Origin of the sequence: Hymenobacter frigidus, from assembly GCF_014640435.1 — a bacterium.
GTDB classification, from domain to species: domain Bacteria; phylum Bacteroidota; class Bacteroidia; order Cytophagales; family Hymenobacteraceae; genus Hymenobacter; species Hymenobacter frigidus.
In genome coordinates, this window is sequence record NZ_BMGY01000020.1 from 26,454 (window position 1) to 46,655 (window position 20,202).

The following is a 20,202-nucleotide window of genomic DNA, read 5'->3' on the forward strand; positions in this document are numbered from 1 at the left end:
AGGGGCCCGGGCTTGTGCCGGGGCCACAAATTTAGTCCCATCCGGCGCTTGCGCCGCTATTGTTACTCCGAATGCCAACTGCTTATATCGTGGACGCGGTGCGTACCCCGATTGGAAAATTTGGCGGCGCGCTCAGCAGCGTCCGCCCCGATGATTTGGCCGCCCACGTCCTTCGTGAGCTCATGCGCCGCAATCCTTCCGTTGATAAAAGCGCCATTGAGGACGTCATCATCGGGGCCGCCAACCAGGCCGGCGAAGACAACCGCAACGTGGCCCGCATGGCCGCTCTGCTGGCCGGCCTGCCCACCACCGTGCCCGGCAACACCGTGAACCGCCTCTGCGCTTCGGGCCTGCAAAGCATCATGGACGCGGCCCGCGCCATCAAGGCCGGCGAGGGCGACGTGTACCTGGCCGGCGGGGCCGAGAGCATGACCCGCGCCCCCTTCGTGATGGCTAAGTCGGAGTCGGCCTTCGGCCGCGAGCTTACGGCCCACGACACCACGCTGGGCTGGCGCTTCGTGAACCCCCGCCTGAGCAAGCTGCACCACCCCTTCTCGATGGGCCAGACGGCCGAGAACGTGGCCAAGCAGTACGGCATCACCCGCGAGGAGCAGGACTTCTTCGCCTTTGAAAGCCAGCGCAAATACGCCCGGGCGTTCGAGAAAGGCCGTTTTCGCAAGGAAATCGTGCCCGTGTTTATTCCCAGCCCCAAGGGCGACACGGCCTTGTTCGACACCGATGAGCAGCCGCGCTTCTCGTCGCTCGAAAAGCTGGCAACGCTCAAGCCCGCCTTCCAGCCCGAAGGCGGCACCGTGACGGCCGGCAACTCGGCGGGCATCAACGACGGAGCCTCGGCCGCGCTGCTGGTGAACGAAGACGCCCTGGTCCGCTACAACCTCAAGCCCCTGGGCCGGGTGGTGGCCTCCGCCGTGGCGGGCGTCGACCCATCGGTGATGGGCCTGGGCCCGATTCCGGCTATCCGCAAGGTGCTGGAGCGCGCCGGCCTCACCCTGGCCGACATCGACCTGATTGAGCTGAACGAAGCCTTCGCGGCCCAGAGCATCGCCTGCATCCGCGAGCTGGACCTGGACCCCGCCAAAGTGAACGTGAACGGCGGCGCCATTGCTATGGGCCACCCGCTGGGCAGCTCGGGCGCGCGCATCACGGCCACGCTGCTGCACGAGATGCACCGCCGCGGCGAGGGCATGCGCTACGGCCTGGTAGCGATGTGCGTGGGCGTGGGCCAGGGCGCGGCCGTGATTTACGAGAAGCTGTAGGAGATAAACAAAAAGAACGTCATGCCGAGCGGAGCCGAGGCATGACGTTCTTTTTACTGGGGCTGCTCTGATTCGCGGGCGTTGCTACGCCACGACGGCTACCCTGGCCGCTGCCGCGGCCGGCGCTTGCAGCAGGCCCGCCCGGAAGTAGGCGGCGCAGCGGGCATCGTCGCGCAGAAACTGGGCCGCCACCAGCTTCACGGCGTCGCTGAGGCGGCCGGTGAGGTCGGAGCGGTGGGCCTGGGCTTCGGCGCGGGCCTTGGTCGATTGCTCGTCGCCGGCACTGGTATCGTCGCGGCCGACTTTGAAAGCGGTGTACAAGCGGGTGTACAGGGCCGGGTCGAACTCGGGGCCCCGCATTTTGACGTGGGCGAGGGCGGCCTTTTCGGCGCGGGCAAAAAGCAAGTCGGCGGTGAGCAGGCTGGCCTTGCTATACTCGGTGCGGCCGTTGGGGAAGAAAGCTAGGCGGATGGCCGGGTCCTTCTTGCTTTTGTAGTCGATGAGGGCCTCGTCTTCTTCGAGCTGGTGCTGCAAGTCGGCCAGGTCGCCCCACAGGAGCTGGGCCCCGGTGCGGCGCTGGCTGATGCCGGCATCGGTGGCGGCCATGGAGCCAAACAAGGCTGTGTGAAAGGTAGTGAGGCCGGCGAGAAGGGCCTTGAAGGCCCCGCCGGGGTTGTCGAGAGCGAGGCGCTGGGCCACGTCGAGCGAGAATTTTTGCAGACGCGGCAGCGTCACGTCCTGGGTGGCAAAATAGTCGGGGGCGAAGAACGGGGTAGGGTTCACCATAAGCGGAAATTTGCGGGCCGGAAAGGGGGTGAGAATGAAAAGGGTAAAAGACGGCTGCGAACTTTCGGCCCGGCCCACCGGCTCCGGCGGGCCTGAACCCAGGCCTGCGCCCCGCCAAAAACCGTCCGGCAGCGAGTAGCCGATGCCGAATGGCTCCCGAAAGACTTCCAGCAATCTTTCGCCGGAGGCAAACTACTGCCGGGCGGTTTCCGCAGGCCTTTAGCCGTTGGCAACCAAGCCCCGGAAAGCCTCCGGCACCGGGTAGCCGGAGGCGAAAGGCTGCCGGCATCCCGGCAGGAAAGTCAACCTTAACCAAACCCGAACGGCCTGAAAATAAAATTTTTACGCTATAGCACAGTATAGTTTTATAGATGTTATTTGTAGAGCCGTGCGGGTGCATGGCAGCTCATTTTTATTTCTTACAACCAAGTATGTTAAACCTCTCCTCAACTGGGTTGCGCCGGCCCTTCCGGCGGCTGCTTGTGCAAGCCCTGGCCGGGCTGGCCCTGCTGGCCGTGTCGGCCACGGCCGCTGAAGCCGCCAACCCGCTGCTGCGCATCGAGGCCCTGGGTAGCCCCAGCGGCAACCCCGACGTGACGGCCTTCGTCGACCAGGTCGAAATCGTGCGCGTGTCCGACGGCATGGTGATGACCGGCGCCGTGGCCAACCCCGGCTTCGAAACCTTTGACCCGCTGGCCAGCGGCACTTTCGGCTACAACCCCACTGGGGCATCGTGGACGTTCACGGGCCGGTCAGGCATTTCCCAGGCGGGTGGCGGCTTTGGCCCCACCCCGCCCCAGGGCAATGCCGTGGCCTTTCTGCAAAGCTTCGGGGGCAACAATGGCCTGGCCGACCAGACCCTGGCTCTAGCCGATGGCGTGTACCGGGTGCGGTTCCTGGCGGCGCAGCGCACCAATTGCTGCGGCGGCACCTACGACCAGCGCCTGAGCGTGCTGGTAAACGGGGTTTCGGTGGGCGTGGTGCAGCCCCCGTCCTCCACCACCTTCACCTCCTTCACCTCCAACGCCTTCGTGGTGGGCTCGCCCAACAACGCGCTGGCCTTTGACGGGGTGAACGACCAGGTGACCGGCACCAATGCGCAACTGCCCCAAGGCAACACGGCCCGTACCCTGGAGGCGTGGGTGAATCCGTCCAACACCAACGTCGGGCTCATTACCTACGGCACGAATGCCCTCAACCAGCGTGCGGGCATTAGCTTGCTGGGCAACCGGCTGTACTACGCGGGCAGCAGCAATGACCTCATCGGCAGCACGGCAATAGCCCTCAATACTTGGCACCACGTTGCCGCCTCCTATGACGGCACCACCCTGAAATTGTACGTGGACGGGGTACTCGATGCGACGCAAAATATGACGGCCTTTAACACGACTGGCACCGGCTTCCTGCTGGGAAACACTGGCAACGGGGTCTCCGAGTACCTCAACGGTCGCCTCGACGAGGTGCGCCTTTACAACGTGGGCCTGACGGCGGCGCAGGTGCAGGCCGACATGTTCAGCACGACCTCGGCCCTGCCGGGCAGTCAGATAGCATATTACAACTTCGACCAGGGCATCGCCGGCGGCAACAACGCGGGCATCACGAGCCTGACCGACCAGAGCGGCAACGGCCGCACGGGCACGCTCATGAACTTTGCCCTCACCGGTACTACTTCCAACTTCGTGCGCAGCTTCCCCACCATCACCCAGATTGCGCCCACCAGCGGCCCGCGCGGCAGCAGCGTGCTCATCGCCGGCACCAATCTGCTCGATGCCACCAGCTTTGCCTTCAACGGCACGGCCGTAGCGCCCTTCACCACGCCCACCAACGACTTCTCGGCCACGGTGACCGTGCCCGCCACCGCCACCACCGGCCGGGTGAGCACGGCTTCGGCCACCCTCACAACCTTCACCGGCCCCGCCTTCACCGTCGTCACCGACCTGGTGGTGAGCACCGGCACGCAGCTCGCTCCGACGACCATTCCGGCTGGCAACTACAACAGCATCACCATCACCGACGTCGGCAACGGCGTGCTGGCCGGCAACGTGAGCGTGGCCACGTTCCTCACCGTGCAGCCCGGCGGCGGGCTGAGCGACGGCTGCAGCATCATCAGCGGCGCGGGCACCTTCACGCTCGGCGCCGGCAGCATCCTGGGCATCTGCAGCCCGGCGGGCATCACCTTCAGCGGGGCCACGGGCTCGGTGCAGGTCACGGGCACCCGCTCGTTCTCCACCGCCGCCAACTACGGCTACAACACCAACGCCGCGGTGACTGGCAACGGCCTGCCCGCCACCGTGGCCAGCCTGGCCATCAACACGGCCGGCAACGTGACGCTCTCCAACCCGGTGGCCGTGTCGGCCGCCGTGGGCGTGGGCGGGGCCGGCAACCTGCTGCTCAACGGCAACAACCTGACGCTGCTCTCCTCGGCCACCGGCACGGCCCTGGCCCGCAACAGCAGCACCGGCATCGTGGTGGGCACGGCCACCGTGCAGCGCTTCATCGCCCCGGTCAACCCGGGCCTGGGCTACCGCCACTACAGCGCCCCGGTGAGCGGCTCGACCGTGAGCGACCTGGCCACGGCCGGCTTCACGCCCCAAATCAGCCAGGCCGCCACGTATAACGCTTCGGCCACGCCGGGCACCACCACGCCCTTCCCCACCGTGTTTGCCTATGACCAGAGCCGCGTGGCCCTCACCAACTCGTTCGCCCCCTTTGACCGCGGCTTCGTGGTGCCCAGCGCCGCCACCCCCCAGATTGACCTGAACCTGACCGTGGGCCGCGGCTACGCCGTCAACATCGCCGGCAACCAGCTGGTCGACTTCGTGGGCACGCTCAACACCGGCACCCGCTCGCTCACGCTGGCCCGCAACGGGGCCGGCAGCGCCAACGAATTTGAGTCCGGCTGGCACCTGGTGGGCAACCCCTACCCCGCCCCCATCGACTACGCCCTAGTGGCCCCGGCCGACCGCACCAACCTGGAAGACGCCATGTACGTGTTCGAAAGCGCTACCCAGTACACCGGCAGCTACCGCAACTACGTCAACGGCGTCCCCGCCGCCAACCGCTTCATCGGCATGGCCCAGGGCTTCTTCGTGCGGGTGGCGGCGGGCCAGACCAGCGGCACGCTCAACTTCCAGAACAGCCAGCGCGTGACCGACCCCACCGTGCAGGTGCGCTTCCGCCGCGACGCGCCCGACCTGCGCCCCCTGGTGCAGCTCGACCTGCGCGGCGCCACCGGCGCGGCCGACGCCTTCTACGCCTACGCCCAGCCCGGCGCTACGGCGGCCTTCGACGCGGCCTTCGACGCCCGCAAGCTGCCCAACACCACGGGCCTGAACCTGGCCAGCGTGGCCAGCACCGGCGAGGCCCTGTCGATTGACGGCCGCCCGGCTTTTGCACCCGCCACTGCGCTCGCCCTGACGGTGGGCGTGCCCGCCGCCGGCACCTACACGCTGGTGGCCGCCGACCTGACCAACCTGCCCGCCGGCCTTGACGCCTTCCTCACCGACGCGGCCACCGGCCGCACGGTGAACCTGCGCACGCAGCCCAGCTACGCCTTTGCCGTGACGGCTGCCCAGGCGGCCACGCTGCTCACGGGCCGCTTCACGCTCGCCTTCGGGGCACGCACGGCCTTGGCGGCCGCCGCGGCCCTGACCGCCGCCGAAGTGTCGCTCTACCCCAACCCGGCCCACGGCACCTTCGCGGTGCAGGTGCCGGCCGTGGCCGGTGCCACAGCGGTGCAGGCCACGCTGCTCAACGCCCTGGGCCAGGCGGTGCGCCACCAGTCGGCCGCGCTCTCCCCGGCCGGCGCTCTCCTCACGGTGGAAACGGCCGGCCTGGCCGCCGGCGTGTACACCTTGCGCCTGCAGGTGGGCACCGCCGCGCTGGCCAAGCGCGTCGTCATTCAGTAATTATTGTTCGGGGCCGGCGCTGCGCCGGCCCCGATAATTCATTCCCGTTCATTTCAACCGTACGCCATCCAATGAAACACTTCCTTTATTCGGCCGCCCTGGTGCTGGCCGTGTGGGCCCTGAGCAGCGCCGCGGCGCTGGCCCAGGCCCCCAGCACGGGCGGCCCCACGCCAACGCCCGCCGCCACGGCCGTGCCCCTCGACGGCGGCGCCTCGCTGCTGCTGGCCGGCGGCATCGGCTACGCCGTGCGCAAGCTGCGCCAGCGCCGTCAGCGCTAGCTGACCCGGCCCTTCGCCGGCCCGCAGGAAGCCCCAGCAACCGTCCGGTTGCTGGGGCTTTTTAGCGCTTGGGCCGCTATACCCTGCGCCGGCAAACGGGCGGCGCGGTACCGGCCCGGCCCGTGGCGGTGAAGCAGGGCCGGCCCCACCTGCGCGACTCCGTTACTTTTGCCCCCGCTGCCGCTTAGTAGCGGGGGCTTATCGCGTCCGTCGCTTTCCTCTTTCACCTTTTCCATGCGTTATTTTCTTCATCTCGCCTACGACGGCACCCGTTTCCACGGCTGGCAGGTGCAACCCAACACCGTTACCGTGCAGGCCGAGGTAGACCGCTGCCTGAGCCAGGTGCTGCGCCAGCCCGTCCACTGCTTGGGTAGCGGCCGCACCGATACCGGCGTGCACGCCAGCCACCAGGTAGCGCATTTCGAGGCCGAGCTGCCCGACGGCCTCCCCTTGGACGTGTTGCTCTACCGCCTGCGCCGCGCCCTGCCGCCCGACGTCGCGGCCCTGCGCCTGCACCCCGTGGCCGCCAATGCCCACGCCCGGTTTTCAGCCGAGGAGCGCAACTACGAGTACTTCGTGGTGACCCAGCCCAACCCCTTCCGGCGCGACCACGCCCTGTACATCGACCGCCCGCTCGACCTGGCGGCCATGAATGAGGCGGCCGGCTACCTGGTGGGCCAGTTCGATTTCACCTCTTTCTCAAAAATGAAGGGCAATGAAAACCACTACGTGTGCTACTGCACGGCCGCCGGCTGGCACCCCGCGCCGGGCGGCTGGGTGTTCCGCATCCGGGCCAACCGCTTCGTGCGCGGCATGGTGCGGCTGGTGGTGGGCACTCTGCTCGACGTGGGCCGGGGCAAGATGACGCCGCGCCAGTTTCAGGAGCTGCTGTGGGCCCAGCGGCGGGTGGATGCCGGCGGCGCGGCCCCGGCGCAAGGCCTGTTTCTGAGCCGGGTAGAATACGAGGACGGCGTGGTGCCGGAGGAAGAGGTGGACTGAGGCGGTTAACCAGCGGAACGTCATGCCGAGCGCAGCCGAGGCATCTCGCGTGCAGCAGTAATCAATGCTGTTGCAACGAAGCGAGCGAGATGCCTCGACTGCGCCCGGCATGACGTTCGGTAGATAAGCCCTCGCCACCGCCCATACTTTTTCGTCCCGCCGTGGTTTACTTCCGACCTTTGCCTGACTTATGGACCCCACTACTTCCGCTACTAAAACCGGCCAAGTGTTCGATTGGGCTGTGCTACGCCGCCTGCTCAGCTACGTGCGCCCTTACCGGCGCGTGTTCATCGGCCTGATTGTGCTCACCGTGGCCACGGCCATCCTGGGTACGCTGCGGCCCTTTCTCATTCAGCGCATGGTCGATGTCAGCATCGAGCAGGGCGACATGAAGAGTCTCAACACCATGTTTTTGCTGCTGCTGGTGCTGCTGGTGGGCCACGCCGGCGTGAGCTATTTGCAAACGTACTACGGCGGCTGGCTGGGCCAGTACATCGTGCGCGATATCCGCACCGACCTTTACCAGCACCTGCTCAAGCTTAAGCTCAGCTTCTTCGACCGCACCCCCATCGGCGTGCTCGTCACGCGCAACATCTCGGACGTGGAAACGCTCTCGGACGTGTTTAGCGAGGGCCTGGCCGCCATGGTGGGCGACATCCTGCAGCTGCTCTTCATCATGGCCTTCATGTTCTACATCGACTGGCGGCTCACGCTCATCAGCCTGTCGGTGATTCCGCCGCTGCTGTTTTCCACCTACGTGTTCAAGGAGAAAATCAAGAGCTCGTTTCAGGATGTGCGCAACGCCGTGGCCCGGCTCAACTCCTTCGTGCAGGAGCACCTCACGGGCATGAACGTGGTCCAGATTTTCAACAACGAGGAGCGGGAGTACCGCAAGTTCGCGGCCATCAACAAGGAGCACACCGAGGCCAATATTCGCTCGGTGCTCTACTACAGCATCTACTTTCCGGTGGCTGAGGTGCTGGGGGCCGTCGGGGTGGGTCTGCTGGTGTGGTACGCGGCTCAGGGCCAGATTGAGGGCTCGATTTCGAAGGGCGCGCTCATCGCCTTTATCATGTACAACGCGCTGTTCTTCCGCCCCATCCGCCAGATTGCCGACCGGTTCAACACCCTGCAGCTGGGACTGGTGAGCACCGAGCGCCTACTAAAGCTGCTCGACAACCAGGATTTGGTGGCCACTACCGGCACCTTCGCCCCAACCGAACTCCGGGGCGACGTGGAGTTCAAGCACGTCAAGTTCGCCTACAACGAGCCCGACTGGGTGCTCAAGGACATCAGCTTCCACGTGAAGCCCGGCCAGACCATCGCCTTTGTGGGCGCCACCGGCGCGGGCAAAACCAGCATCATCAACTTGCTGAGCCGCTTCTACGACATTCAGGAGGGCAGCATCTGCATCGACGGCCGCGACCTGCGCGAGTACGACCTGAGCCTGCTGCGCCGCCAAATCGGGGTGGTGCTGCAGGATGTGTTCCTGTTCGCCGGCAGCATCCGCGACAACATCACGCTGGGCAACAAAACCATCACCGACACCCAAATCTGGGAAGCGGCCGACTTGGTGGGGGCGCGCCGCTTCATCGAGCGCCTGCCCGGGGCCCTCGCCTACCCCGTGATGGAGCGCGGGGCCACGCTCTCGGTGGGCCAGCGCCAGCTCATCAGCTTCGTGCGGGCCATGGTGTACCAGCCCCACATCATCATCCTCGACGAAGCTACCTCATCGGTCGACTCCGAAACCGAGGAGCTCATCCAGGAAGCTATCGAAAAGCTGATGCAGGGCCGCACCTCGCTCGTCATCGCCCACCGCCTGAGCACTATCCAGAAGGCCGACAAAATCATCGTCCTCGACAAAGGCGAAATCAAAGAAACCGGCACCCACGACGAGCTCCTGCGCATCGAGGGCGGCTACTACGCCCAGCTCTACCGCATGCAGTACGTGGTGGCCAGTACGTAGACGGCACGGTAAAAAACCGAACGTCATGCTGAGCTACTGTCAATACAAAATCCCAAAATGACCCGTTACCTCTTTCTTGCCATCATTTTGCTAACAGTGGCCGCGGCTGGCTTCTACGTCTACCTGGGCGGCAACCGGGAGCCCAAAGTCACCCTGGAAACCACAACGGCCCCGCTGTACCTGGCCGGGCAAGCCTTTCATGGCTCCGTGCGGGGCGAAGGATTCGGCAACCTCTTCCGGCAGGCCAAGGACGCCCAGGCCCGCCTGCGCGGTGACCTCGCCAACCTCTACCTCAACGACCCCGAAACGGCCCACGATACCATCAACGCCTTCATCGGCCTGGCCGTGACCGATACCACCCAGGCCCTGCCCGTGGGTTTCCGCTACCGCCTGGTGCCGGCCGGACAGCGCGTCATCGCCGCCCGCCTCACCGGCGTGAGCTACCTGCTATCCCCCAACAAGCTCTACCCCGCCGCCCTGGAAGCCGTAAAAGCCCGCAAGCTCACCCAGAGCGGCGACTTCTACCTAGAACGCTTCGGCAGCGATGAAGCGTCGGAGGTACTGGTTGGGGTGAAATAGCTATTTCCAAAATGAGCGGCTTGCTCAGCGAACTGGGCCGATATAAAAAGAGCCCCCGACCAGTTGGCCGGGGGCTCTTTTTATGACACGCTCAGCGCTGCTTAGCGGCCGAAATAATAGGTGCCGCCAAACTGCAGCTGGGTGAGCCCGAAGCTGGCCCCGAAGTCACTGGAGGTGCTCTCGTAATTTTGGGGAGCCGTGGTACCCGTGCGTTCCGGATACTCGTTGTTGAAGCGGCTGTAGCCCAACGACCCGATTGAGGCCGTAAGGCCCAGCTTGGGAATGGGGAAGAATACGATGCCCGGCGTGAGGCTGGCGTAATAGCCCGATGCTTTATAATCGACGATGACTGGGTTGTTGTTCCCACTGTAGGTCTGATACCGCAGGTTTTGGTAGCCGGCCCCCAGCGTACCCAAAACACCGAACTGCTCGGTCAGCATTTTATAGTACTGCACGTAGGGCCCCACTTGCAGCCGGGTGCGCGGGTCCAGTTCCTTCGGCACGAAGTTGGACGATGGCGTGTAGGTAGTGTAGCCGTTCCGGCTGGAGCTGTAGCCCAGGCTCAGCCCAATGGCTAGGTTATCGGCCACGAAATAGCCCACCGAAGGCGAAAAGCTGAACTGGCTGCCTTTCGTTTCGGCCGAGAAAGGCGTGCCGTTGAAACCCTGGGAACTGCTTTTGTTGGTGTAGCTGCTGTAGCCGATGCCGCCGCCCAACGAAATGGTGCCAGCGGCAATACTTTGGGCCCGCGCTTCGGCAGCGCCAAAGGCCAGCACAGCCAAGAGGAAAAATTGCTTCATTCGGAAAAAGGTAAAAATGGATAGGTGGAAAATGGCAAAGGTGCCAACAACGGCCCCCTAACGCCGGGCGAACCCCGGCAGTATAGAGCCGCTAAAACAAAAAAAGCCTTCCCAATACATGAGGAAGGCCTTTTCTGCTTTGGAGTCGGGGTGGCAGGATTCGAACCTACGGCCTCGTCGTCCCGAACGACGCGCGCTACCGGGCTGCGCTACACCCCGAAAGCAGGCCGATGGGGCGGCCTGTTTTCAATTTCCAATAGTCACGGCCGAAAAAAGCCTCCGAACCCGAAAGTTCGAAGGCTTTAAGAGAGCAACTGCTCTTCAGTCGGAGTGGCAGGATTCGAACCTACGACCTCCAGCACCCCATGCTGGCGCGATACCAGGCTACGCTACACCCCGTTGGTATTGGAGCGACAAAGGTAAGCCAATTTCCGGATTTGGTGCAAGCCAGAGGCAAATAAAGTTTTTCGCAATGGCTTTTCTGGTGCGTTGGGAGCAGCCACTGCCGCTGACTGCCGTTACAACCGGCACCAGATTTGCTTAGCTTTACGGTAGCAATTTTACTTCCGTCCCATTCGTATTACCGTTATGAAAAAGCTACTATTACTTGCCGTTGCCAGCGGCTTATTATCGGCAGCTGCTCACGCCCAGACGCCTGCCGCTGCTACACCTGCTGCGGCCGTGGCGGCCCCGGTCAAAGAAGAAGCCATTTTGCCCAGTGGTGTGGTGGCCGCGCCCGCGCCGGTGGCTGCCACTGCTCCCGCAACGGCAGCTACTACTCTCATTGCCTCGGCCCCCGAAACGCCCGCGGCCAACCCCAACGCCATCAAAGTGCGGGCCGAGTCGAACAACGCCACCGGCCGCCTCACCGTGAAAACCGACAACCCCGGCCCCACCCGCGTGGAACTCACCGACGTGGGTGGCCGCCCCGTGCTCACCTACACCATGATGAACGGCCAGACGCCCGCCGTGCTCAATGTGAGCCGGCTGCCGGCCGGGGCGTACATCGTGCGCTGCACCGCCTACGAAAAAACCGGCATGCGCCGGGTGATGATAGGACAATAAGTTTCGACTGCTACTTACGGGGGCAATCTGTTGCTGGCGGCGCAATACAAACGCATAGCCAGCAACAGATTGTGAGTGAAAATATATAATTATTTGATTTATTATATTCTATAATCAAAGTCATAGATTTGCGCACACATGGCACCCAATAAGTGCCATTTTGCATGTTTTCGTAACATTACCAAATTATTATGCAAGCCGCGCATAATAATTTGGTAACCTAGCTTTGCAGTGAAATTCCGAGGAAATGCTTCGGATAAACAAAAAGCTATTTTATGAAAAACAGGATTTTACTGTTGATACTGCTCGGCTTTGTGCTTTTCACGAGTAGTCACAGTTTGCGGGCTCAAGGCGTAACCACCTCCGCCATGAAAGGCCTGGTGCTGGACGCCAAAGGCGAGCCCCTGCCGGGGGCCACGGTACTGGCCACTCACTTGCCTTCGGGCACCCAATACGGCGCGGCAACCCGCGAAAACGGGCAGTACGACCTGCTGAACATGCGCATCGGAGGACCTTACGAAATCAAGGTTTCGTTTGTGGGCGCACAGACTTACACGGCCACGGGCATTCAGCTGGTGCTGGGCAAAACCTACGAAAGTCGCGTCACGCTCACCGACAACGCGCAGGCGCTGGACGAAGTGGTAGTGCGGGGCAACCGCGACAGCCAGATTAACAAGGACCGCACGGGCGCCGCCACCAACATCAGCTCGACGGCCATCCGGACGCTGCCTACGGTGAGCCGCTCGCAGGAGGACTTCACGCGCCTCACGCCCCAGAGCAGCGGGCTGAGCTTCGGCGGCCGCAACACGCTGTACAACAACTTCTCGCTCGACGGCTCCATCTTCAACAACTCGTTTGGCCTGGATTCGCCCACACCCGGCGGCCAGACGAACTCGCAGCCGGTTTCGATTGACGCCATCGAGCAGATTCAGGTGAGCCTGGCTCCTTATGATGTGCGCCAGGGTGGCTTTACGGGTGCCGGCATCAACGCCGTGACTAAGAGCGGCACCAACGAAATCAAGGGCACGGTCTACACCTACTTCCGCAACGAGAACCTGATTGGCAAGAAGGTGGAGGGCGCAACCATCACCAACCCCAGCCTACAGTTCAACCAGACGGGCTTTGCCCTGGGCGGGCCGCTGGTGAAAAACAAGCTGTTCTTCTTCACCAATGCCGAGCTGACCCGGCAGACCGACCCCGGCCAGACGTTCCGGGGTGCTACCAGCCCCAGCGAGGCGCTGGCCGCCCAGGGCGGCCAGCTCAACGGCGTGAGCCGGGTGCAGCAGGCTGACCTGCAAGCCATCCGCGACCGTCTGACGTCGGTGTACGGCTACGACCCCGGTGCTTACCAGGGCTTCAACTACCGCACGTACTCGGACAAGTTTCTGGTGAAATTCGACTGGAACATCAACCCGCAAAATACCTTCTCCATTCGCTACAACTACCTGAAGAGCTACCGCGAGCAGGGGCCGCACCCGATTGCCATCGCGCCCTCGTCGCGGATACCTGGCGTGAATACGCTACAGTTTGCCAACTCAGGCTACACCATCAACAACAACCTGAACTCGGTGGTGGCCGAGCTGAACAGCACCTTCGGCAATGGCAAGTTTAGCAACAAGGCGCAGGGTAGCTTTTCGGCCTTCCGCGACTTCCGCGAGCTGCCGTCAGGCAAGTTCTTCCCGCAAATTGACATTACGCAGGGCGGCACGACTTACACCACTGTGGGCACGGAGCAGTTTTCGGCTAATAACATCCTGAACCAGAACATTTTTCAGTTCACGGATAACCTGAGCTACTTCGCAGGGGCGCACATCATCACGGGTGGCGTCAACTACGAGCGATTCAACTTCGTGAACGGTTTCAACCTGCAGCGCTACGGCTACAACCGTTTGGAGCTGAACGACTTTTTCGCCAACACCCGTCCTGGCACCGCCGCCAACCCCAACCCCAATTTTCTGGACCTGAATGCGCGGGCGACGGCCGGCGGTTTTGCCCCTATCAAACAGGTTGACGTGGTGGTATCGCAGCTCGGCCTTTATGTTCAGGACGAATATCAAGTGAACCCGGCCCTGAAACTAACGTTGGGTGTGCGCGCCGATATTCCGATTTACAGCACGAGCGTGGCCGCCAATCCGCAGATTTCGGCCGCCACCTTCAATGATTCCAATGGCAGCCCGGTTAAGGTAGACGTGTCGGAATTTCCGAAATCATCGCCGCTGTTCTCGCCCCGCCTGGGCTTCAACTATAGCTCGCAGGGTGACGGAGCCAAGACGCAGGTGCGCGGCGGCACGGGCATTTTCACCGGCCGCATCCCATTTGTGTGGATTTCAAATCAGGCTTCAAACGCCCAGTTTGGCGATTTTTACACCTTTCAAATCAACTCGACCGGCCGCGACTTCAGGTTTCCGCAGGTGTGGCGCACCAACCTGGCCATCGACCACGAGCTGCCCGGCGGCGTTGTGGGTACGCTGGAAGGCATATTCTCGAAGGACCGAAACGCAGTGGTGCACCGCAACTACAACCTCGTAACGCCCACTCAGAGACTGACCGGCCTGAATGGCGGCGACACGCGGCTCATCTACCCGGCCTCGGGACCCCGCCTCAATTCATTCACCGGCCCCAACGGCCAGCCCACTTTCCTCGACGCGGGCGTCATTGCCCTGGAAAACACTAACCAAGGCTACCAATACTCGATTACGGGCCAGTTGAAGAAGGACTTCGCCAGCGGCTTCTACGCCACCGGCGCTTACACCTACGCCCAGGCCAAGGATATTACCTCGAACCCCGGTGAGATTGCCGGCGATGCCTTCCAGCGCTTGCCGGTGAACGGCAACACCAACCAGCCCCGGCTGGCCTACAGCGACTTTGGCTTGCAGCACCGCTTCATTGCCGCCGCCGGCCGCCGCTTTGATTATGGCGAAAAATGGGCCACCACGGTGAGTTTCTTCTTTGAAGCCGCTCAAGGCAACCGTTTCAGCTACACCTACGCCGGCGACCTGAACCGCGACAACATTGGCGGCAACGACCTGATTTTCGTGCCCGCCAACCGCAGCCAAATCAACCTGGTACCCTACACCAACGCGGCCGGCCAGGTGGTGTCGGCTGATGAGCAGTACCGTCAGCTCGATTCCTACATCAGCCAAGACAAGTACCTGAGCACCCGCCGCGGCGACTACGCCGAGCGCAATGGCTCGCTCAGCCCCTGGTACACCCAGCTCGATGCCAAAATCCTGCAGGACTTCACGCTCACGACCAGCAGCGGCAAGAAAAACACCCTGCAGCTGAGCCTCGACATCCTCAACCTGGGCAACCTGCTGAGCGCCAGCTGGGGCAACCGCCAGCTGGTGGGCAACAACCGCCTCATTGAGGCGGGCTACTCCAGTGCCACGTCGAACGCCCCCGCTTACACGTTCCGTGGTGGCAACCAGACCTTCTTCACCGACACCAGCCTGAACAGCCGCTGGCGGGCGCAGGTGGGCGTGCGCTACCTCTTCAACTAAGTAAAGCACCTCCTCGGAGCAGCTTTGCAAAAAAGGCCCGGCAATGATTGCCGGGCCTTTTTTATGCTCTTATTCAACCAGTTGGCTTTGATTTGTAACTACCCCAGCGGCTCCAGCAGGTCCCACTTGTTGCCGTACAGGTCCTCAAATACCGCCACGTGGCCATACGCTTCGCGGCGGGGTGTTTCCAGAAAGCGCAGGCCGCGCGCCTGTAGCACGGGGTAGTCGCGCCAGAAGTCGTCGGTGTGGAGGAACAGCCAGACGCGGCCGGCCCCCTGCCGGCCCACGCTGCGTATTTCCTCCTCGGTTGTGGCTTCGGCCAGCAGCAGGCCGCAACCCGCAGGGCCGGGCGGCGCTACCACTACCCAGCGCTTGCCCTCGCCCAAATCCAGGTCGGACGTGAGGGAAAAGCCCAGGACATTAGTGTAAAATGCAATGGCTTCGTCGTAATCACGAACGAGCAGGGTGACGTGCGCCAGGCGTTGGTTCATAAACAAGTGACGCAGACTTTTAGGCCGCGGGGGAGATGCTTGGATTCGCGGCCTGAAAGTTTCTCCGGGTACGTCCGCGCTACTGCCTACGCTTCTTCGGTTTGCAGCTGCCGGTCGTAGAGGGCACGGTACAGGCCGGCGGTTTCGGCCATCAGGGCCTCGTGGGTGCCGTGCTGCACAATCACGCCGTCGTCGAGCACCAGGATTTCATCGGCCAGCTTTACCGAGCTCACGCGATGCGAGATAATGAGGCTGGTGCGCTGGGCCATGATGCGCTGCAAGCTGCCAAGGATGGCGTTCTCCGTCTTGGTGTCCACGGCCGAAAGGGAGTCGTCCAAAATCAGGATTTTGGGCTCTTTCACCAAGGCGCGGGCCATACTCACGCGCTGCTTCTGGCCGCCCGAGAGCGTGATGCCGCGCTCGCCCACTTTGGTGTCGAAGCCTTCGGGGAAGGCGAGGATGTTCTCGTACACGTCGGCATCTTTGGCGGCTTGCAGCATCCGGGCCTCGTCGGGCTGGTCGAGGCCGAAGTTGATGTTGTTGCGAATGCTGTCGGAGAACAGGAATACGTCCTGCGGCACGTAGCCGATTTGGCCGCGCAGGGCCCGCAAAGAATAATCACGCACGTCGGTGCCATCCACCTTAATATCGCCGGCCGTTACGTCGTACAAGCGGCAGAGCAGGGCCGCCACGGTGCTTTTGCCCGAGCCGGTATTGCCGATGACGGCCAGCGTCTGGCCGTGGCGCACGCGGAAGCTCACGTTTTTCAGGGCCTGAATACCGGTATCGGGGTAGGTGAAGGACACGTTATCGAACACGATGTCGCCCACCAGCTCACGCTGTACGTTCTGGCGCGAAACGATGTCGGTTTTCTGGTCTAGAAATTCGTTGATGCGAACCTGCGAAGCCTCGGCCCGCTGCACCAGTGAGGAGGTCCAGCCCAGGGCCGTGACCGGCCAGGTGAGCAGGTTCACATAGATTAGAAACTCGGCAATGGTGCCCGTGGTGATGGTGCCGCGAATAACTTCCTGGCCCCCCACCCACACGGTGATGAGCGTGCTCAGGCCCACGAGAAACAGGATGAGCGGAAAGAACAGCGAGTTGACAAAGTTCAAACTCAGCGACTTCTCCTTGTACTCGTTGCTGGCCGCCGCGAACTGGGCGTGCGAATCATGCTCACGCACGAAAGATTTCAGCACCCGAATTCCGGAAAAGGCCTCCTGCACAAAGGTCGTCATGCCCGACAGCGCCCGCTGGATTTCGTCGGACTTGCGCTCAATCAAGTTATTGACGTAAAAGATGCTGACCGACAGCACCGGCAGCGGCAGCAGCGTGTAGAGCGTCAGCTTCACGTTCACCATGAGCATGAGCGGCACAATGAGCAGAAAGAGCAGCACCAGCTGCAGGAAATACATGATGGCCGGGCCGAGGTACATCCGCACGCGGCTCACGTCTTCGGAGATGCGCGACATCAAATCGCCGGTGCTGTGGCGGCGGTAGAAGCTGAGCGGTAGTGACTGGTAGTGCTGGTAAATCTGGTTCTTCTGGTCGTTTTCGATGTGGCGCGACATCACGATGAGCGTCTGGCGCATGAAGAACAGGAAAATGCCCCGCAGCAAGGCCAGCACAATGATGAGCATGCCATAGAACAGCACGTTGCGCCCGAACAATTGGTACACGCCGCTCTGCGCCTGCGTGCCCGCGTAGAGGTGGTAGAGGTCGATGCCCTCGTTCACCAAATCGAAGGCGTAGCGCACCAGCTGGGCCGGAAAAATGGCCAGCAAAGTACTCAGCGCCACAAACAGCACCCCGGCGAGGAAATGCCATTTATAGCGGAAAATGAATGGGTTAACGGCGTTGAGAGCGCGCACAGGCAAGGTAAAAAAAGGCCGGTTTGGGAAAATAGCGGTACTTTTGCGGCCGATTAGCCTGCCATCCTGGGTGGCGCGAAGGACCTTGCCGCTGCTGAACTGCTTGCAGTAATGTAAACAGCACCAACGTGGCAAGGTCCCTCGCGACGCTCAGGATGACGGGCTAATTTGAAGACCCAACAAAGTTACGCCGCACTCTTCCCAACCATTCCCAAATTCCCACCAAGCTCAATCCATTCCCAATGATTGAAACCCAAATCATGGCTCCCGAAGCCATTTTCGGCCAGATTGCCGAGCACCAGCACGAGCAAGTCGTGTTTTGCCACGACCACGAGACGGGCCTCAAGGCCATTATCGGTATCCATAACACCGTGCTCGGGCCCGCGCTGGGCGGCACCCGCATGTGGCACTACGCCTCCGACATGGAAGCCCTGAATGACGTGCTGCGCCTTTCGCGCGGCATGACCTACAAGGCCGCCATCTCGGGCCTGAACCTGGGTGGTGGCAAGGCCGTCATCATCGGCGATTTTAAGACGCTGAAGACCGAAGCCCTGTTGCGCAAGTTCGGGCGCTTCGTGAAGAACCTGAACGGCAAGTACATCACGGCCGAGGACGTAAACATGACCACCAAGGACATGGAGTACATCCGCATGGAAACCACCCACGTCGCGGGCCTGCCCGAGAGCATGGGCGGCTCCGGCGACCCCTCCCCCGTCACGGCCTACGGCACCTACATGGGCATGAAAGCCGCCGCCAAAAAAGCCTACGGCTCCGAGAGCCTGGCCGGCAAGCGCATTGGCGTGCAGGGCGTGGGCCACGTGGGCACCTACCTGCTGGAGCACCTCCAGAAAGAGGGGGCCAAGCTCATCGTGACTGATTATTACGAGGACCGTGCCTTGGAGGCTGCGGCTCGTTTCGGGGCCACGGCCGTGGGTCTGGATGAGATTTACGACCAAGACATGGACATCTACTCGCCTTGCGCGCTGGGTGCCACGCTGAATGACGACACCATTCCGCGCCTGAGAGCCCGCGTAGTGGCCGGCTGCGCCAACAACCAACTGAAGGTAGAAAACCAGCACGGCCCCGAGCTGGTGCGCCGTGGCATCGTGTACGCCCCCGACTTCCTTATCAACGCCGGCGGCCTCATCAATGTGTATTCCGAAGTAACGGGCGGCAGCCGCCAGGGTGCGCTCACCCAAACCGAAAAAATCTACGATTTCACCCTCCAGGTTTTGGCGAAAGCCGAAGAAGAAGGCACGCACCCCCAGGCCGCCGCTATCAGGCAGGCTAAGGAGCGCATCGCCAGCGTGGGCAAGGTGAAGTCGACTTACTAAGCGAAAAAGAACGTCATGCCGAGCGCAGCCGAGGCATCTCGCGTGTGGTAGTGACTCAATCGTTCAACAAAGCGAGCGAGATGCTTCGGCTACGCTCAGCATGACGTTCTTTTCTGACTACTGAATACCTAATACTGATTACCAGACCAATATGCTCAATCGCCGCCTCCTCCGTATCAAAGTCATGCAGTCGCTCTACTCCTACCACCAGGCGGTGGGAGCTGATTTGCTGCTGGCGCAGGACCGCATCGCGGCTGCTTTCGAGCCCGACCTGACGGCCAAGGAGGCCCCCGACCGCCGCCAGCTGGAAGGCCAGCGCAAGATGGGCGAAGCCCAGCTCCGCGAGTGGTACAAAACCGGCGTGCAGCCCGAAAAGACGGACGACAAAGCCGTGGACAATGCCGTGGCCGATGCCATCGACTCCTTCCAGAACCAGGTGAAAAAGGACGGCAAATTCTACGGCGGGCAGCTGCTGGTGGGGGCCGAAAGCATTCACGACCAATACCTGCACCTGCTCAACCTGCCCGCTGCCCTCCTGGGCGTGATTGAGGAAGAGCAGAGCCGCGAGGAGCGCCGCCGCCTGGGCCCCCGCGAGGATGCCGTGGATGCCATCCGCCTGCACAAGAACGTGGCTATCGTTAAGCTCATGGCCAACGAGCAGCTCCAAAGCTCAACCATCCGGCGCAAGCTGGCCTGGGAAGGCACCGAGGAGCTGGAGGCCCTGCGCGCCGCCTGGGAGGAAATGAAGGCCGACGAAACGCTGCGGGCCTACCTGACCGGCAAGCCGACCGATGAAGCCGAAATGGACTACGACACGGACATGGAAATCCTGCGTCATATCTACAAAGACTTCGTTTTCAAAGGCGAAGCCCTCCCGCGCCAGCTGGAGTCTGATGACTTGAACTGGGAGGAGAACCGGCCCATCGTGCGCAACCTGGTGCTGAAGACGCTGAAAATGCTGCCCATCGCCGCCACCGAAACGCAGGAGCTGATGAACCTCTCGGCCAACTGGGCCGACGACCGCGAATTTGCCGAAACGCTCTACAAGCAGACGCTCATCGAGGACGACAAGATGGAGAAGCTCATCGCCGGCTCGGTGCAGAACTGGGACGTGGACCGCGTGGCCCTGCTCGACAAAATCATTTTGAAAATGGCCCTCACCGAGATGCAGCTTTTCCGCGGTATTCCGGTGAAAGTGACTATCAACGAATACATTGAAATCAGCAAAGTCTACAGTACTCCCAAGAGCAAGCAGTTTGTAAACGGTATTCTGGATAAGCTGGCGACGGATTTGGCGGCCAGCGGCGACATTCGCAAATCGGGGCGCGGCCTGCTCGACAACCAGTAG

At 62.4% G+C, this 20,202-nt stretch carries 14 protein-coding genes and 2 tRNA genes; 10 read left to right on the forward strand and 6 right to left on the reverse strand.

The window, feature by feature from the left end; translation table 11 throughout:
• Positions 1–71 precede the first annotated feature (71 nt).
• Complete coding sequence (locus IEW17_RS11775; protein WP_188562244.1) at positions 72–1,277, forward strand: thiolase family protein; 1,206 nt, start codon at positions 72–74, stop codon at positions 1,275–1,277.
• 84 nt (positions 1,278–1,361) lie between these two features.
• Here IEW17_RS11775 and IEW17_RS11780 read toward each other — a convergent pair whose 3' ends face one another.
• Positions 1,362–2,063 carry a hypothetical protein gene (locus tag IEW17_RS11780; RefSeq protein ID WP_188562245.1) on the reverse strand — a complete coding sequence of 234 codons (702 nt, stop codon included), beginning with the start codon at positions 2,061–2,063 and terminating at the stop codon, positions 1,362–1,364.
• 431 nt (positions 2,064–2,494) lie between these two features.
• Here IEW17_RS11780 and IEW17_RS11785 point away from each other — a divergent pair, with 431 nt between their 5' ends.
• The 5 genes from IEW17_RS11785 (at position 2,495) to IEW17_RS11805 (ending at position 9,793) form a co-directional block, all read left to right on the forward strand.
• Entirely contained in the window at positions 2,495–5,971 is a 3,477-nt protein-coding gene (locus IEW17_RS11785) for a DUF8693 domain-containing protein (RefSeq protein WP_188562246.1), read from the forward strand.
• Between the two features lie 71 nt (positions 5,972–6,042).
• On the forward strand, positions 6,043–6,249 hold the full coding sequence (locus IEW17_RS11790) for a PID-CTERM protein-sorting domain-containing protein (protein ID WP_188562247.1): 207 nt from the start codon (positions 6,043–6,045) through the stop codon (positions 6,247–6,249).
• A gap of 234 nt (positions 6,250–6,483) precedes the next feature.
• Positions 6,484–7,248, forward strand: coding sequence for a tRNA pseudouridine(38-40) synthase TruA (gene truA / locus IEW17_RS11795; protein WP_188562248.1), 765 nt, complete (start codon positions 6,484–6,486; stop codon positions 7,246–7,248).
• A gap of 190 nt (positions 7,249–7,438) precedes the next feature.
• Positions 7,439–9,214 carry an ABC transporter ATP-binding protein gene (locus tag IEW17_RS11800; protein WP_188562249.1) on the forward strand — a complete coding sequence of 592 codons (1,776 nt, stop codon included), beginning with the start codon at positions 7,439–7,441 and terminating at the stop codon, positions 9,212–9,214.
• A gap of 57 nt (positions 9,215–9,271) precedes the next feature.
• The gene (locus tag IEW17_RS11805) at positions 9,272–9,793 is read left to right on the forward strand and encodes a hypothetical protein (protein WP_188562250.1); all 522 of its coding nucleotides are present in this window, start codon (positions 9,272–9,274) and stop codon (positions 9,791–9,793) included.
• 101 nt (positions 9,794–9,894) lie between these two features.
• Here IEW17_RS11805 and IEW17_RS11810 read toward each other — a convergent pair whose 3' ends face one another.
• From IEW17_RS11810 to IEW17_RS11820, 3 genes are all read right to left on the reverse strand, one after another.
• The gene (locus tag IEW17_RS11810) at positions 9,895–10,593 is read right to left on the reverse strand and encodes an outer membrane beta-barrel protein (protein WP_188562251.1); all 699 of its coding nucleotides are present in this window, start codon (positions 10,591–10,593) and stop codon (positions 9,895–9,897) included.
• 145 nt (positions 10,594–10,738) lie between these two features.
• Positions 10,739–10,812 (reverse strand) — tRNA-Pro (locus IEW17_RS11815).
• Between the two features lie 106 nt (positions 10,813–10,918).
• A tRNA-Pro gene (locus IEW17_RS11820) sits at positions 10,919–10,992 on the reverse strand.
• A gap of 189 nt (positions 10,993–11,181) precedes the next feature.
• Between IEW17_RS11820 and IEW17_RS11825 the strand changes: the two genes are divergently transcribed.
• Positions 11,182–11,658: a T9SS type A sorting domain-containing protein gene (locus IEW17_RS11825; RefSeq protein ID WP_188562252.1), complete on the forward strand. Its 477-nt coding sequence runs from the start codon at positions 11,182–11,184 to the stop codon at positions 11,656–11,658.
• A gap of 368 nt (positions 11,659–12,026) precedes the next feature.
• Positions 12,027–15,158 (forward strand): TonB-dependent receptor, encoded by a 3,132-nt coding sequence (locus IEW17_RS11830; protein ID WP_229748968.1) that lies wholly within the window; start codon positions 12,027–12,029, stop codon positions 15,156–15,158.
• Positions 15,159–15,256: 98 nt separating this feature from the next.
• Here IEW17_RS11830 and IEW17_RS11835 read toward each other — a convergent pair whose 3' ends face one another.
• Together IEW17_RS11835 and IEW17_RS11840 are read right to left on the reverse strand one after the other, a co-directional pair.
• Entirely contained in the window at positions 15,257–15,649 is a 393-nt protein-coding gene (locus tag IEW17_RS11835) for a VOC family protein (RefSeq protein WP_188562254.1), read from the reverse strand.
• 86 nt (positions 15,650–15,735) lie between these two features.
• Positions 15,736–17,520, reverse strand: coding sequence for an ABC transporter ATP-binding protein (locus IEW17_RS11840; RefSeq protein WP_188562255.1), 1,785 nt, complete (start codon positions 17,518–17,520; stop codon positions 15,736–15,738).
• 242 nt (positions 17,521–17,762) lie between these two features.
• Between IEW17_RS11840 and IEW17_RS11845 the strand changes: the two genes are divergently transcribed.
• Both IEW17_RS11845 and nusB read left to right on the forward strand, forming a co-directional pair.
• Complete coding sequence (locus tag IEW17_RS11845) at positions 17,763–18,854, forward strand: Glu/Leu/Phe/Val dehydrogenase dimerization domain-containing protein (RefSeq protein ID WP_308420618.1); 1,092 nt, start codon at positions 17,763–17,765, stop codon at positions 18,852–18,854.
• 151 nt (positions 18,855–19,005) lie between these two features.
• Positions 19,006–20,202 (forward strand): transcription antitermination factor NusB, encoded by a 1,197-nt coding sequence (gene nusB, locus IEW17_RS11850; protein WP_188562256.1) that lies wholly within the window; start codon positions 19,006–19,008, stop codon positions 20,200–20,202.

What these genes read in the sequence shown, in the direction of transcription:
- IEW17_RS11775 (WP_188562244.1), top strand. Translation starts at nt 72, where the DNA reads ATGCCAACTGCTTATATCGTGGACGCGGTGCGTACCCCGATTGGAAAA.
- IEW17_RS11780 (WP_188562245.1), bottom strand. Translation starts at nt 2,063, where the DNA reads ATGGTGAACCCTACCCCGTTCTTCGCCCCCGACTATTTTGCCACCCAG.
- IEW17_RS11785 (WP_188562246.1), top strand. Translation starts at nt 2,495, where the DNA reads ATGTTAAACCTCTCCTCAACTGGGTTGCGCCGGCCCTTCCGGCGGCTG.
- IEW17_RS11790 (WP_188562247.1), top strand. Translation starts at nt 6,043, where the DNA reads ATGAAACACTTCCTTTATTCGGCCGCCCTGGTGCTGGCCGTGTGGGCC.
- truA (WP_188562248.1), top strand. Translation starts at nt 6,484, where the DNA reads ATGCGTTATTTTCTTCATCTCGCCTACGACGGCACCCGTTTCCACGGC.
- IEW17_RS11800 (WP_188562249.1), top strand. Translation starts at nt 7,439, where the DNA reads ATGGACCCCACTACTTCCGCTACTAAAACCGGCCAAGTGTTCGATTGG.
- IEW17_RS11805 (WP_188562250.1), top strand. Translation starts at nt 9,272, where the DNA reads ATGACCCGTTACCTCTTTCTTGCCATCATTTTGCTAACAGTGGCCGCG.
- IEW17_RS11810 (WP_188562251.1), bottom strand. Translation starts at nt 10,593, where the DNA reads ATGAAGCAATTTTTCCTCTTGGCTGTGCTGGCCTTTGGCGCTGCCGAA.
- IEW17_RS11825 (WP_188562252.1), top strand. Translation starts at nt 11,182, where the DNA reads ATGAAAAAGCTACTATTACTTGCCGTTGCCAGCGGCTTATTATCGGCA.
- IEW17_RS11830 (WP_229748968.1), top strand. Translation starts at nt 12,027, where the DNA reads ATGAAAGGCCTGGTGCTGGACGCCAAAGGCGAGCCCCTGCCGGGGGCC.
- IEW17_RS11835 (WP_188562254.1), bottom strand. Translation starts at nt 15,649, where the DNA reads ATGAACCAACGCCTGGCGCACGTCACCCTGCTCGTTCGTGATTACGAC.
- IEW17_RS11845 (WP_308420618.1), top strand. Translation starts at nt 17,763, where the DNA reads ATGATTGAAACCCAAATCATGGCTCCCGAAGCCATTTTCGGCCAGATT.
- nusB (WP_188562256.1), top strand. Translation starts at nt 19,006, where the DNA reads ATGCTCAATCGCCGCCTCCTCCGTATCAAAGTCATGCAGTCGCTCTAC.